We start from the raw sequence: 12,797 nt of genomic DNA on the forward strand, positions 1-12,797 counted from the left end.
AGGTCATGACGTTGAGCATCACCCTGCATCTGCTGGCCAGCCACCCGCGGGCCAGCACCTTTCATCCCCGGTTGCTGCCGGTGCTGGGGGAGGAGGGGGTGAGCCGGCTGCACCGACAGCTGGTGGCGCGTCTCCTCAATCTCCCGCCCCTGGGCTTCAGCGAGCGGATCGTCTGGGTCGATGACGAGCTGGACGAGGTCCTGACCGCATTAGCCGAAGACAATGACTGGATGGTGGTGGGGCAGCCCGTGGGCGACCTGGGGGAGAGGATGCGGCGCATCGCCGCTCTCGGCCTCTCGGAGAGCGATGCCGTGGTGCTGATCGGCCAGCATTGCCCGATGCTGGATGCCGACTACCTGACGGCCGCCTGCGAAGCCCTGGATCACCATCATGCGGTGCTGGGACCGACCGAGGATGGCCGGTACGTGCTGCTGGGGTTGCGCCAGCTCGATCCGCGCCTGTTCGAGTCCATGCCCTGGGACAGCGGGCATCTGCTGGAGCTTACCTGCGAGCGACTGCAGGAGCTGGACTGGCAGCATGGCCTGCTGCCTGCGCTGTGGGTGCTGGACGACCCCGGGCACCTGCCGCGCCTGGGGCGACTGGGCATCAAGCTCGGGATCGCCTGAGCTAGAACAGGTCGTCCTTCTCGAAGCGCCTTGCCTCGCGCTGCAACTGGTAGACGAACCGCTCCACGTTGCGCTGGACCAGGCCGCTCATCTTGTGGAAGCGAACGCCGACGAAGCTGAGGCCGAGTTTCTCGTCGAAGTTGAAGTGGCGCAGTTCGACTGGCGTGACGATCGGACCTATGGGCATGCGTGCAGAAAATCGCTCATAGACCTGGCCCGCCTGCAGCCGGCCCGACAGGTCGCCCTCGAAGCGCAACTTGCAGCCGGTGGCGGAGATATCCAGCATCACGCCCTTGATGGGCGCCTTGAGCTTGTCGCCATCCAGTTCGACGGGGACCAGTTGGGTTTGCTTCAGCGGAGCCCGGAAGGCGTTGCGGCGCTGGTGGTAGGTGACCTCTTCCGGCAGGTAGCACCAGTAACAGCGGTTGCCGCCGTGTTCACCGATGGTGGTGGGTTGCAGGCATTCCCAGGCGATCCGCACACCGTCGCGGAAACCCTCGACCCTGAAGGGTTCGTTGTTCCTCAGGAAGCGTTCCCCGTCATTGGGGATCATTTCGTCCAGGGCGATCAGTCCGCGCTCGCCGTTCACATCCACCAGGTAGCTCTGGAAGCGTTGGTTGCGCTCGTAAAAGGTGATGATCAGCGGGTCGTGGTTCTGTTGAAGCAGACGAAGGTTGGCCAGGATCTCCACCGGTGCCCTGAGCACCTGGGGAGGCTGGGGGCCGTTCTCTTCGTGAAATGCGTTGGACACGGTCCAGGGCTCTCCGAACACAAAGCGGATGTCGCGAGGCATCGTCGTCCCCGCGCATTTTTGTAATTGAGGTGTCAGGCCTGGCTGAGCGGGCGCTGCTGGCCGATTCTAGCCGTAGCCCCACGGCTGTCATAGAGGCCGGGTGTGTCGCCGCCGCGAAGAATACCGAGCATGCCCCCCACCGAGGCGCGGTTGGCGCGGATCAGTCGACCATTGCGCTCGTTGGCGGTCTGGCAGCGCTCCAGGAGTTCCGACAGCGCATCGCTGCTTTCCAGCAGTTCCGGGCCATCCTGTGGCAGTCGTGCGGCAAGTTGTTCGAGGCCGGCCCGGTCGGCACTCAGCTCGAGGCTGGCCATGAGCTGGCCGCGCTGGCGACCGTGCTGTTCGAGTTGGGCGAGGAGGGGCTGTTTCTCGGCGAGGAGGCTTTCGAGCCGCGCGAGGTCGCGCTCTCCGAGGGCCTCGAATTCTTCGTCCATCAGCTCAAGCAAACGCTGGGCGTGGCCGATATCGTCGTTGAAGAGTTGGAGCAGGTTGATGTCTTGCATACGTGCTCTGGGGATGGGCGTCCAAGTTCCCCAGCGCCGCCCGTGGACTAGCGCTGGGATTCGAAGTTCAGCAGCTTGCTGGCCACGCGCTTGGCGTCGACCTGGTAGGAACCGTCGGCGATGGCCTGCTTGAGCTTTTCAACGCGCTCCTTGTCCACCACGGGCACATCGCGCAGTTTTTCTCCGGCCTTCTGCAGCACCTGAGCTTCGCTGCTCAGCTGCACGGATTCTCCGCTCTTGGCAGCCGGAGCCTGCTCGCCGGTGCTCTGGGTGGCAGGTGCCTGGCCGCTGGTGACGGTTTCGCTCTTGCCGGCCTGGGTGCTGCCGGTACGCCCTGTACTGGTGGGCGTGGGGCCGTTATTGAGCCGGTTGAAGTCGATAACCATGATGCTGAACCTCGGACGCTAGTTGGACGCTTACCGTTCTATCGGCCCTGTCCGGGATAACTTTAGAAAATTCTTTGGCACGGGCTGAGTGTAGAAAATCAGGCCCGCCGGGCGCCAGCGGAATCATGCCTACATCTCCACCTGAACCTGTCCGGGCGCCGTTACCCGGGCGCGGATCACCCGTCCCGAGCTGAGGTTTCGAACCCGGATCTGCTCGCCCGGTGCGCCGTTGGCCAGGGCCTCGCCCGGCATCCGGACATTGATGGAAGTGCTGGCGGCACTGATCACCACATGATCCCCCTTGCTCACCACCTCCGCCTGCTGCAGGTGAAGCGGGGCCAGCACCTGGTCGGCCACCAGGGCCCGGGTGGTCTTCTGGCCCAGCACCTGCTCAGTGGCGGTGAGGAAACCCTGGTTGAGGGTGCCCACGTCGCGCTCCGCCACGGTGACGTCCGCAGGCTGCACAGGCACCCCGCGACGCAGCGGGCGAGTCACCACCACCACGTCCCGGTACAGCCTCACGTGCGCCGGCACGTACACCGTCCAGGGGGCGCTGCCGTCGCAACGAATGCGCACCGTCACTCGTCCCAGCGGCTGGGCGGGGCTTTCCAGGTTCGCCGTCAATTCCTTGTCGCATTGTGCGAGGCGCAGCCGTGGATCCAGGCGGCTGACCTGGATTTCGCTGCGTCCCTGGATGTTGCTCCGTTGCAGATATTCTTCCACCGTGTATTCAAGAAAGCCCTCGGTTGTGCCGATAAGGATCTCAGGCGACGTCACAGAGGCGGTTGACGCAGGGCTGTAGCCTAGACAGCACAAAGCGGGTAAAACAGCCGCAAGCAAATTGCGGCGTTTTGCCATCAAGTGTCGGAAAAGCGTCGTCAGGGTGTTCATGCAATTTTCAGAAGCAAGGCTCGTGCCGCCTGCTAGTCTCCTCGGGAATTCCTTGCCCAACGGCGATGGACTTCACCTGGGGCCTGAGCTGGACCGGGCGTTCAATGGCTTACAGGAGTCTGGTCATGGCCGGTGTTTTGGATTCGGTTAACCAGCGTACCCAATTGGTCGGGCAGAACCGCCTCGAGCTGCTGCTGTTCCGCCTCGACGGAACCCAGCTCTACGGGATCAACGTCTTCAAGGTGAAGGAGGTGCTGCAATGTCCCCGCCTCACCCTGATGCCCAAGTCCAGCCCGGTGGTGCGTGGGGTCGCGAATATCCGTGGGGGGACCATTCCTATCCTCGACCTGTCCATGGCGACCGGTCGCAGGGGCCTCGATGACCTGAAGAACAGCTTCGTCATCATCACGGAATACAACACCAAGGTTCAGGGTTTCCTGGTGCGTTCGGTGGAGCGCATCGTCAACATGAACTGGGAAGAGATCCATCCGCCACCCAAGGGCACCGGTCGCGACCACTATCTGACGGCGGTGACCCGGGTCGACAAGCAACTGGTGGAGATCATCGACGTCGAGAAGATCCTTGCCGAGGTGGCTCCCACGTCCGAAGTGGTGTCCGAAGGCGTGGTGGATATCGAGACCCAGAGCAAGGCCGTCAGCAAGCGTGTACTGATCGTCGACGACTCGTCGGTGGCCCGCAAGCAGGTGATGCGGTGCCTGGAAACCGTCGGTGTCGAGGTCGTGGCCCTGAACGACGGGCGCCAGGCCTACAACTACCTGCGTCAGATGGCGGAGGACGGCAAGGCGCCGGAGCAGGAGTTGCTGATGATCGTCTCCGACATCGAGATGCCGGAAATGGATGGCTACACGCTGACAGCGGAGATCCGCAACGATCCTCGCATGCAGAAGGTGCACATCCTCCTGCATACTTCGCTATCGGGCGTGTTCAACCAGGCGATGGTGAAGAAAGTGGGCGCGGATGATTTCCTCGCCAAGTTCAAGCCGGACGACCTGGCCGCCCGAGTGGTGGAGCGTATCCGGGCAACGGACGGGGGCTGAGTTCAGCCCCCTGACATGGAAATTGATTGGCGAGGCGCCCCTAGTGTCTTCAGGCAATGTGGATTTCGAGCAGTTCCGGGTTTTCCTGGAAAAGTCCTGCGGCATCCTGCTGGGTAGCAACAAGCAGTACCTGGTCTCCAGCCGGCTCAACAAGCTGATGGAGCAGAACGGCATCAAGACCCTGGGGGAGCTGACCCAGCGAATCCAGGGTCTTTCCCGTGGCGGCCTGCGCGAGCAGGTGATCGACGCCATGACCACCAACGAAACCCTCTGGTTTCGCGATACCTACCCCTTCGAGGTGCTGAAGGGGCGCGTGCTGCCCGAGCTGATCAAGGCCTACCCGAACCAGCGCCTGCGCATCTGGTCGGCGGCGAGTTCGTCGGGGCAGGAGCCCTTCTCCATTTCCATGGCGATCGACGAGTTCGAGCGGACCAACCTGGGCCAGCTCAAGGCCGGCGTACAGATCGTCGCCACCGACCTTTCCTCCTCCATGCTGGCCGCCTGCCGTTCCGGGGAGTACGACAGCCTGGCCATGGGTCGGGGCCTGTCCCAGGAGCGCCTGACCCGTTACTTCGACCCGAAGGGGCCAGGCCGCTGGGCGGTGAAGCCGGCGATCCGCAGCCGCGTGGAGTTCCGTCCGCTCAACCTGCTGGACAGCTATGCGGCGCTCGGCAAGTTCGACATCGTCTTCTGCCGCAACGTGCTGATCTACTTCTCCGCCGAAGTGAAGAAGGACATCCTCACCCGCATCCACGCCACCCTGAAACCCGGTGGATACCTGATTCTCGGTGCGTCGGAAGCGCTCAATGGCCTGCCGGATCTGTACCAGATGGTCCAGTGCAGTCCGGGGATCATCTACAAGGTGAAATGAAAGAGGGAGGCCTGGCGCCTCCCTTCGTTCGTGAGCCGTTCCCTTCGCGAGCAAGCTCGCTTGTATGTCGTAAGGTGGGTCTGTCGGGGGTGGAGGGACTGAGCTCGCTTCTGCAAGACAGACGGTAGGAGAACTCCCCCACTCCTGGCTCACGACAAGCGCCGATAAGGAATCCATCGACTCGAGTAGCCGCTCGAGATCGACCATATCTGCAAGCCTGCGCACAGGTGAGCCCCCCGACAGACTCATTCATCTTGTCGGCCGGAATCGCACATGACAACCCAATCCCCCATCATCGGCATCGACGTGGCCAAGGACAGCCTGAGCCTGTATCGCGCCGACCTGGACCAGTACTGCACCCTGGACAATGACGCCCGCAGCATCCGCGCCTGGCTGAAGACGCTCCCCGGCGACTGTGCCTTGGCAGTGGAAGCCACCAGCACCTATCACGTGCAGCTCGTCGACCTGGCCCATGCGCGTGGTCATCGCCTCTATGTCATTGATGGCTATCGCCTGAGCAATTACCGCAAGGGCATCGGCGGCCGCATCAAGACCGACGCCAGCGATGCCCGTCTACTGGCCCGTTATCTGGCCCACGAACAGGCCCAACTGCGGGTCTGGCAACCCGCCGGCAAGGCTTACCGGCTGCTGCAAAGCCTGCTGCGACGCCGGGCGACGCTGATCCGCAGTGCCACGGCGCTGCGCCAGAGCTTTGGCCATGACACCCAGTTCAAGGTGTCGATGAAAGCGGCGCTCAGCTCCCTCAAGCGCCTGGAGCAGCGCCTCGATCAGGACATTGCCCAGGCCTTGAAGGACGCTGGCCTAGCCGAGCAGGCCAAGCGTTGCCGGGCCATTGAAGGCATCGGCCCGCTAACCGCAGCAGCCCTGAACATGGCCTTTCAGCGTGGCCCCTTCCGCAACAGCGACGCCTTCATCGCCTTCCTGGGCCTGGATGTGCGCGCGAAGGAATCGGGGCGCTACAGCGGACGCCGCAAGTTGAGCAAACAGGGCGATCCGGAGGTCCGGCGGCTGCTACACAATGCCGCCATGGCCGCCAGTCGCACCAAAGCTTGGCAGAAGCTCTATCTGGGCTACCTGGAGCGTGGTCTGAAAAAGACCGAAGCCCTGACCATCCTGGCACGGAAACTGGCTCGAATTGCCTTCGCCCTCATGAAGACCCAGCAGCCATATCGGTCACCAACCTGTACGGCGGGGTAGACATAGAATCTCCTACAGGCTGGCTCGCACGATGGCGTAGAGCGAAGCGAAACCCATCGAGACTGCGGATTCGTAGGAGCCGGCTTGCCGGCGAATGACAGGGGCCAGTTCGCGAGCAAGCTCACTCCTGATATGGATTGACCTGTCAACTCTGGGTCTATTCTTTCGTTTTGTTCTTCTCCGCCAGTGGCTTCGGTTCAGGGGGTGGAGGGCGATTAGGCGACGGTGGATCACTCTGATATACGTGGGTTGGTTACCGACCTGACTTCACTTCGTCGCGGAGCTGCCCTTCTCTACGGTCGTGGGTCTGTCCTCCTCGCAGAGGACGCCACATAGGAGCGCCAGGGGTTCTCCTCACCGGCCCTCCACCCCCTGAACCGAAGCCACTGCTGCGGGTTCATGCCACGGCCTTACTACCGTGTGCCTTGCCCGCCACCGCGCAGGCGATGGCCCAGATGAATCCCGCCAGCTCCCGGGCGATGGCGGTGGTGACCTGCTGCTTGAGCTTGCCCGCCGCCAGCAGCGCTCGATAACGACCGCACAAGCGCATCTGCGCGTGCCAGGCGATGGCCTGAACCACCGCCGAGGTTTTCGCCGCGCGCGCCTCGATGACGCGTGTCTTGCGTGCCGGGAAACGGTAGTTCCACCCCGCTTCCACCAGCACCCGCCGGACATGGCCATTGCCCGTGCGGGTAATGCGGCCCTGGCGGCGTGAGCCACCGCTGGAGTGCTCGCTGGGAACCAGTCCCAGGTAGGCCATCAGCTCGCGCGGCGAGTCGAAGCGACTGAGGTCGCCCAACTCCGCCAACACCGTCATCGCCGTGATCAGGCTCACCCCGCGCAACGCCATCAGGGCTTGCGCCACCGTACCCAGCGACCAGCCGGCCAGCGCTTCGTGCATTTGCGCTTCCAGATCGGCCACCCGCCGTTGCATCGATTTAACGGTGTCGAGGTACTCCTGCAGGACGATCTGCTGCACCGGCGAGTCAAGTTTCACGCTCGCCAACCAGTGGAAATGGGCCTGGGTCCAGCGACTTTTACCGGCATAGACGTGCCCATGACGCAGCAAGAACGCGCCCAGGCGTTGCCGGCACTTCAGTTCCAGGGACTTCATGTCCTCCCGGGCGCGCGTCAAGTCGCGGATCGCTTCCTGCTCCTGATCCGGCACCCACACCGCCGTCAGCTCGCCCGCCCGATGCAGGCGCGCCAACATCAGGGCGTCCCGACGGTCGGTTTTCAACCGCTCGCCCGCCTTGCGCGGAATCAGCGAGGGCGCCACCACCACGCAACCATGGCCCAGCGCTGTCAGCTCACGGTAAAGGCCGTAGCCGCAGGGGCCGGCCTCGTAGCAGAAGCTCAACGCCTCGCCCTGCCGGCTCAGCTGCTTGAGCAGTTTGCGCAGCGCGCTGTCGCGGTTCTCGATGGTGCCGTGATAGTCCGGCTCACCGCGCCCCGGCCGTGCCACCGCGACAGCAATCGTCGCCTGGTGAACGTCCAAACCTACATAGACCTGGTTAAACTCGTTCATGACCTGTCCCCCTCGATGCGGCTCTGTGTTGGAGGTGTTTCCACCCCGAAAACATAACCCGCGCTTTCGAGGTGGGGCAGGTCAATCCATGATGTCTACGGTGTCACACCAGTGTCAGGGTCACGTTGATATTGCCCCGGGTGGCGTTGGAGTAGGGGCAGACGATATGCGCCTTGTCCACCAGGTCCTTCGCCACCTGCCGGTCCAGGCCCGGCAATGAAATCTTCAACTCGACTTCGATGCCGAACCCCGTGGGCAGCGTGCCGATGCCCACGGCGCCCTCTATGTAGGTGTCCTCGCTGAGGGCGATCTTCTCCTTCCCGGCGACGAATTTGATGGCGCCGAGGAAGCAGGCCGAGTAACCGGCGGCGAACAGCTGTTCCGGGTTGGTGCCGTCACCGCCGGGGCCGCCCAGTTCCTTGGGCGTGGTCAGTTTCACGTCGAGCACGCCATCGGACGACACGGCGCGGCCTTCGCGGCCGCCGTAGGCTTCGGCATGGGCGGTGTACAGGGCTTTTTCGATGGGCATGGCCGGTCTCCGGTTGGGGGAAGAGACAGGAAAGCCTAGCCAATGGACAGATAACCGTCGGAATGCCCTGACTGAAGGTATCGCTAGGCCGTCAGCCAATCGATGAACAGCGCGAAGAGCTCCGCCTGGGAGCCGATCTCCAGCTTGGTGTAGAGGTTCTTGCGGTGCATTCGCACGGTCTCCGGGGAGATGTCCAGCACCCGGGCGCTGGACTTGGCCGAGTGGCCGCGCAGCAGCAGGTGGGCGATCTCCCGTTCGCGCTCGGTGAGCCGGTCGCTGCCGAAGTTCATGAAGGCGTCGCGGATCTGCTGGTTCAGGCCCGGAGGGGCTGCGCTGCGCGAGGCAGCCGCACGATGCCCATCCAGGCTGCGTACCAGGCCGCCTCGTTCGTCGAACTGGCGCATCAGCTCCCGCACCAGCGGAAAGGCCGTGCGCAGCAGGGACAGGTCGGCCTCGCTGAAGCGTGCGCCGCTGCTCCCCTGGTACACGCAAAGGGACACCTTGCGTTGTCCGCCCAGGTCGACGATGAAGTGGGCGTCCTCCACCGAGCCGCAGCGCAGGTAGTTGGTGCGGTAGTACTCGCTGTTGAAGAAGTCGTCCGGGGCGATTTCCGAGAGGTGGTAGAAGCCTTCGGCAAGGCCGTTGTCCATCGCCAGGCAGAAGGGGTCCAGCAGGTAGCCACGGGCGTAGTAGCGCTCGATCAGGGCTTCCCGGTATTCGGTGGGGATGCCGCACTGATAGAGGGGGCGGGGGGCCAGGCCCTTGCACTCCAGCCCCAGCAATACCGACTCGATGGGCACCAGGCTGCGCAGCGCCGCCACCAATGCGCTGCAGAAGGTCGGCTCCGCAACGCTGGCCATGGCCTGAGCCAACCCAGCATGCCAGGCGTGCAGGGTGGTGGTGGTCGAGGTGGCGGGGGACGGGGTCATGGCCGGCAGTCTAGTGCCGCCGGCCGACCGCTGCCAGGGGCGGTCACCGACCCGCATAGTCACCGCTTCCGCGCAGATCGGCGGCGGTTTCCAGGATGGCGTCCCGAAGGGTTTCGACGATCTCATCCACCTGGGCGTGGGTGATGGTCAGCGGCGGCGACATCACGTTGAGGTGGACGATGGGGCGAACCAGCAGCCCGCGCTTCTGGGCCCGCAGGTGGATCTGCTCGCCGATGTTCAGCTCATCCGGGAACAGCGTCTTGCTGGCCTTGTCGGCGACGAACTCCACGCAGGCCATCAGCTTCTTGCAGCGCACGCTGCCCACCAGCGGCAGCTCGGCGAGCGTCGCCAGGCGCTCCTCCAGGTAGGCGCCCACCTCATTGACATGGGCCAGCAGGTTCTCCCGCCGGATGATCTCGATGTTCTTCAGTGCGCTGACGCAGCTCACCGGATGCCCGCTGTAGGTGAAACCGTGGCTGAAGCAGCGGCCCTTGCCCGCTTCGCCGATCACCCGCCAGATGCGGTCGGAGAAGATGCAGGCGCCCAGCGGCAGGTAGCCGGACGTCAGTCCCTTGGCGGTGGTGATGATGTCCGGCACCACGCCGAACACCTCTTTCGAGGCGAAGAAAGCCCCGAGGCGACCGAAGGAGGTCACCACCTCGTCCGATACGTAGAGCACGTCATGACGCTGGCAGATTTCCCACATGCGCTTGTGGTAGCCCGCTGGTGGGATGATGACGCCGCCGGAGCCCATGATCGGCTCGGCGAAGAAGGCCGCCACTCGGTCCGCGCCCAGGGTGAGGATCTTGTCCTCGAACTCGTTCACCAGGAAATCCAGGAACGCCGCCTCGTCCATGCCCTCAGGCGCCCGGTAGGGGTTGGGGCAGGAAATGTGGTGGATGCGGTCCTTGAGGAAGTCGAACTCCGCCGGGCGATCCGCCGCCTTGCCGCCCAGGGACATGGTGAGGAAGGTGGAGCCGTGGTAGGCGTTGATGCGGGTGATGACGTGCTTCTTTTCCGGCTTGCCGCGGCAGTTCTGGTAGTACTGCACCAGGCGGAAGGCGGTGTCCACGGCGGTGGAGCCGCCGGTGGTGAGGAACACATGGTCCAGGTCCCCCGGCGCCAGTTCCGCGAGCGCCTCGCAGAGTTCGATGGCCTTGACGTTGGCCATGTCGCAGAAGGGGTTGGAATAGGCCAGCTGGCGCACCTGGTTGGCGATGGCCTCGGCCATTTCCTCGCGGCCCAGGCCGATGTTGGTGCACCACATGCCGCCCACGGCATCCAGGTAGCGGTTGCCGGCGGTGTCGTAGATGTAGGCGCCTTCGCCAGCGGCGATGTTCAGGGCGCCGTTCTCCCGGTGATCGTCGAAGACGTGATAGCCGTGCATGTAGTGGGCCTTGTCGGCGGCCACTAGGCGCTCATTGTCGAACTGGGCGAAGAAGTCGGCGTTTGGCGTGTTCATTGTCGTGCTCTCGGGTACTGGGCGGTTCAGGTCATTTGCCGGTCTTGACCGCATTCCAGGTGCGGGTGATCAGGCGCATGTCCTTGGGAGAATGGGTCTTCTGGGTGAACAGGCGCGCGCGGATGGCCGCGTCCGGATAGATCGCCGGGTCGTCGCGCACCTGCGCGTCCACCAGCGGGGTGGCGGCCTGGTTGCTGTTGGGGTAGCGGATGTAGTTGGTCACCGCTGCGATCACTTCGGGTTGCAGCAGGTACTCGATGAAGCGGTGGGCGTTCTCCGGGTTCGGTGCGTCCTTGGGGATGTAGAAGTCATCGAACCAGATGAGCGAGCCTTCCTTCGGCACGAAATAGTCCAGCTTCACCTTGGCGCCGGCTTCGTCGGCCCGGGCCTGGGCGGTGGCGTAGTCGCCGGACCAGGTCATGGCGATGCACTGGTCGCCGTTGGCCAGGCCGTTGAGGTAGCTCATGGAGTCGAACTTGCGGATATGCGGGCGCACCTTCAGCAGCAGGTCCTGTGCGGCCTTGAGATCCTCGGGCGCCACGCTGTTGGGGTCGCGGCCCAGGTAGGCCAGCGCCAGGGGCAGCACGTCGGTGGGCGAGTCGATCAGGGTCACGCCGCAGTCGGCGAAGCGCGACACCACCTCGGGGTCGAACACCATCGCCAGGGAGCCGATGGGCGCGTCGGGCATGCGCGCGCGGATCATCTCCACGTTGTAGGTGATGCCGTTGCTGCCCCAGGTATAGGGCGCCGAATAGTTCACCCCCGGGTCGTAGTGCTCCAGCGCGGCGAGGATCTGCGGGTCGAGGTTGCCCCAGCTCGGCAGGCGTCGCTTGTCCAGGGGCTGGAACACCCCCGCCTTGAGCAGGGGAGGCACCAGGGCGGCGTTGAGCACCACCAGGTCATAGCCGGAGCGTCCCGGCAGCAGCTTGCCCTGAACCGTCTCGTAGGAGTCGAAGGTGTCGTAGATCACCCTGATCCCGGTGGCCTTCTGGAACTCGGCCAGGGTGTGCTCGCCGATGTAGTCCGACCAGTTGTAAAGGCGCAGGGTCCCGCCTTCGTCCGCCGGGCTCAGGGCCGGCAACAGGGCCAATGTCGCGCCGAGTGCTGCAACCAGGGTCTTGTGCATGTCGGTTCCACCTGTGTCGTTGTTATCGGGTCACCTGGGGCCACTTTGAGCGCGCTGGATCGTCGCGGCCATAACCCGAACGGGTGGGTACCCCTGGCACTCCTCCTGTACAGTCGTTCAGAATCGCCCCGGCCCGGCCGCCCGGGCCCAAGGACCCGTCGCACACCACAGGAGCTTCCGGCATGACCACCCAGGACGTGCGCTACTCCCGGCTCGACCCTGAACTGCGCAAGGCGCGCCTGATCGACGCCACCCTGGCCTGCCTCAAGCGGTACGGCTTCCAGGGGGCCTCGATCCGCAAGATCTGCGCCGAAGCCGGGGTCTCGGTCGGCCTGATCAACCATCACTACGCGAGCAAGGACGAACTGGTGGCCGAGGCCTACCTGGCCATCACCGGGCGGGTGATGAGCCTGCTGCGCGCCGCGATCGACGCCGCCTCCCCGAGCCCGAGGGCGAGGTTATCGGCCTTCTTCCAGGCGTCCTTCTCCGCCGAGTTGCTGGAACCGCACCTGCTGGATGCCTGGCTCGCCTTCTGGGGGGCGGTGAAGACCGCCCAGGCCATCAATGCCGCCCACGAACAGTCCTACGCTGAATACCGCCGGATCCTCGCCGGCGTCCTCGGCGACCTGGCCCGGGACGAGGGATGGCGGGACTTCGACGCCGGGCTGGCGGCCATCAGCCTCAGTGCGTTGCTCGATGGCCTCTGGCTGGAGTCCGGGCTCAACCCCGGGACCTTCTCGCCGGAGCAGGGCATCCGGATCTGCGAAGCCTGGGTCGACGGACTGCTGGCGAGCGAAATGCAGGGTTTCCGGGCGTCCATCAGCGCGTGTTGATCGACCGTTCAAGGGTCGGTAACCTGCGCCCAGCGCTTCACCTG

The 12,797-nt window shown here is 64.4% G+C and carries 14 protein-coding genes; 5 read left to right on the forward strand and 9 right to left on the reverse strand.

What is annotated here, in order from left to right:
* Nucleotides 1–5: 5 nt before the first annotated feature.
* Nucleotides 6–626, forward strand: a complete 621-nt coding sequence (locus KF707C_RS08845; RefSeq protein WP_003451289.1) for a TIGR04282 family arsenosugar biosynthesis glycosyltransferase — start codon at nucleotides 6–8, stop codon at nucleotides 624–626.
* Nucleotide 627: 1 nt separating this feature from the next.
* On the opposite strand, the gene KF707C_RS08850 is transcribed toward KF707C_RS08845, so the two are convergent.
* The 4 genes from KF707C_RS08850 to flgA all read right to left on the reverse strand — a co-directional run bounded on the left by KF707C_RS08850 (nucleotide 628) and on the right by flgA (nucleotide 3,199).
* Nucleotides 628–1,377, reverse strand: coding sequence for a flagellar brake protein (locus KF707C_RS08850; protein WP_036992664.1), 750 nt, complete (start codon nucleotides 1,375–1,377; stop codon nucleotides 628–630).
* 74 nt (nucleotides 1,378–1,451) lie between these two features.
* The gene (locus KF707C_RS08855) at nucleotides 1,452–1,922 is read right to left on the reverse strand and encodes a flagella synthesis protein FlgN (RefSeq protein ID WP_003451286.1); all 471 of its coding nucleotides are present in this window, start codon (nucleotides 1,920–1,922) and stop codon (nucleotides 1,452–1,454) included.
* A gap of 47 nt (nucleotides 1,923–1,969) precedes the next feature.
* On the reverse strand, nucleotides 1,970–2,308 hold the full coding sequence (gene flgM, locus KF707C_RS08860; RefSeq protein ID WP_003451285.1) for a flagellar biosynthesis anti-sigma factor FlgM: 339 nt from the start codon (nucleotides 2,306–2,308) through the stop codon (nucleotides 1,970–1,972).
* Between the two features lie 129 nt (nucleotides 2,309–2,437).
* On the reverse strand, nucleotides 2,438–3,199 hold the full coding sequence (flgA, locus tag KF707C_RS08865) for a flagellar basal body P-ring formation chaperone FlgA (protein WP_036992643.1): 762 nt from the start codon (nucleotides 3,197–3,199) through the stop codon (nucleotides 2,438–2,440).
* 125 nt (nucleotides 3,200–3,324) lie between these two features.
* On the opposite strand from flgA, the gene KF707C_RS08870 reads away from it, so the two are divergent.
* From KF707C_RS08870 to KF707C_RS08880, 3 genes are all read left to right on the forward strand, one after another.
* Nucleotides 3,325–4,257: a chemotaxis protein CheV gene (locus tag KF707C_RS08870; RefSeq protein ID WP_003451283.1), complete on the forward strand. Its 933-nt coding sequence runs from the start codon at nucleotides 3,325–3,327 to the stop codon at nucleotides 4,255–4,257.
* A 43-nt stretch (nucleotides 4,258–4,300) separates the two neighbouring features.
* Nucleotides 4,301–5,128, forward strand: coding sequence for a protein-glutamate O-methyltransferase CheR (cheR, locus tag KF707C_RS08875; protein ID WP_003451281.1), 828 nt, complete (start codon nucleotides 4,301–4,303; stop codon nucleotides 5,126–5,128).
* 273 nt (nucleotides 5,129–5,401) lie between these two features.
* Nucleotides 5,402–6,346 carry an IS110 family RNA-guided transposase gene (locus KF707C_RS08880; protein WP_003450664.1) on the forward strand — a complete coding sequence of 315 codons (945 nt, stop codon included), beginning with the start codon at nucleotides 5,402–5,404 and terminating at the stop codon, nucleotides 6,344–6,346.
* 397 nt (nucleotides 6,347–6,743) lie between these two features.
* Here KF707C_RS08880 and KF707C_RS08885 read toward each other — a convergent pair whose 3' ends face one another.
* From KF707C_RS08885 to KF707C_RS08905, 5 genes are all read right to left on the reverse strand, one after another.
* Nucleotides 6,744–7,874, reverse strand: a complete 1,131-nt coding sequence (locus KF707C_RS08885) for an IS110 family RNA-guided transposase (protein ID WP_096368012.1) — start codon at nucleotides 7,872–7,874, stop codon at nucleotides 6,744–6,746.
* 103 nt (nucleotides 7,875–7,977) lie between these two features.
* Entirely contained in the window at nucleotides 7,978–8,403 is a 426-nt protein-coding gene (locus KF707C_RS08890; RefSeq protein ID WP_003456473.1) for an organic hydroperoxide resistance protein, read from the reverse strand.
* 83 nt (nucleotides 8,404–8,486) lie between these two features.
* Nucleotides 8,487–9,332, reverse strand: coding sequence for a helix-turn-helix transcriptional regulator (locus tag KF707C_RS08895; RefSeq protein ID WP_003456474.1), 846 nt, complete (start codon nucleotides 9,330–9,332; stop codon nucleotides 8,487–8,489).
* 43 nt (nucleotides 9,333–9,375) lie between these two features.
* Nucleotides 9,376–10,794: an aminotransferase gene (locus KF707C_RS08900; RefSeq protein ID WP_003456475.1), complete on the reverse strand. Its 1,419-nt coding sequence runs from the start codon at nucleotides 10,792–10,794 to the stop codon at nucleotides 9,376–9,378.
* Nucleotides 10,795–10,825: 31 nt separating this feature from the next.
* Nucleotides 10,826–11,920: a polyamine ABC transporter substrate-binding protein gene (locus KF707C_RS08905; protein ID WP_003456477.1), complete on the reverse strand. Its 1,095-nt coding sequence runs from the start codon at nucleotides 11,918–11,920 to the stop codon at nucleotides 10,826–10,828.
* A 182-nt stretch (nucleotides 11,921–12,102) separates the two neighbouring features.
* Between KF707C_RS08905 and KF707C_RS08910 the strand changes: the two genes are divergently transcribed.
* Nucleotides 12,103–12,753, forward strand: a complete 651-nt coding sequence (locus tag KF707C_RS08910; RefSeq protein WP_003456480.1) for a TetR family transcriptional regulator C-terminal domain-containing protein — start codon at nucleotides 12,103–12,105, stop codon at nucleotides 12,751–12,753.
* Nucleotides 12,754–12,797: the final 44 nt, after the last annotated feature.

The organism is Pseudomonas furukawaii (assembly GCF_002355475.1).
GTDB lineage: Bacteria > Pseudomonadota > Gammaproteobacteria > Pseudomonadales > Pseudomonadaceae > Metapseudomonas > Metapseudomonas furukawaii.

Excerpts from the sequence above, each read along its gene's own strand:
- KF707C_RS08845 (WP_003451289.1), top strand. The coding sequence starts at position 6 with ATGACGTTGAGCATCACCCTGCATCTGCTGGCCAGCCACCCGCGGGCC.
- KF707C_RS08855 (WP_003451286.1), bottom strand. The coding sequence starts at position 1,922 with ATGCAAGACATCAACCTGCTCCAACTCTTCAACGACGATATCGGCCAC.
- flgM (WP_003451285.1), bottom strand. The coding sequence starts at position 2,308 with ATGGTTATCGACTTCAACCGGCTCAATAACGGCCCCACGCCCACCAGT.
- flgA (WP_036992643.1), bottom strand. The coding sequence starts at position 3,199 with ATGAACACCCTGACGACGCTTTTCCGACACTTGATGGCAAAACGCCGC.
- KF707C_RS08870 (WP_003451283.1), top strand. The coding sequence starts at position 3,325 with ATGGCCGGTGTTTTGGATTCGGTTAACCAGCGTACCCAATTGGTCGGG.
- KF707C_RS08880 (WP_003450664.1), top strand. The coding sequence starts at position 5,402 with ATGACAACCCAATCCCCCATCATCGGCATCGACGTGGCCAAGGACAGC.
- KF707C_RS08885 (WP_096368012.1), bottom strand. The coding sequence starts at position 7,874 with ATGAACGAGTTTAACCAGGTCTATGTAGGTTTGGACGTTCACCAGGCG.
- KF707C_RS08890 (WP_003456473.1), bottom strand. The coding sequence starts at position 8,403 with ATGCCCATCGAAAAAGCCCTGTACACCGCCCATGCCGAAGCCTACGGC.
- KF707C_RS08895 (WP_003456474.1), bottom strand. The coding sequence starts at position 9,332 with ATGACCCCGTCCCCCGCCACCTCGACCACCACCACCCTGCACGCCTGG.
- KF707C_RS08900 (WP_003456475.1), bottom strand. The coding sequence starts at position 10,794 with ATGAACACGCCAAACGCCGACTTCTTCGCCCAGTTCGACAATGAGCGC.
- KF707C_RS08905 (WP_003456477.1), bottom strand. The coding sequence starts at position 11,920 with ATGCACAAGACCCTGGTTGCAGCACTCGGCGCGACATTGGCCCTGTTG.
- KF707C_RS08910 (WP_003456480.1), top strand. The coding sequence starts at position 12,103 with ATGACCACCCAGGACGTGCGCTACTCCCGGCTCGACCCTGAACTGCGC.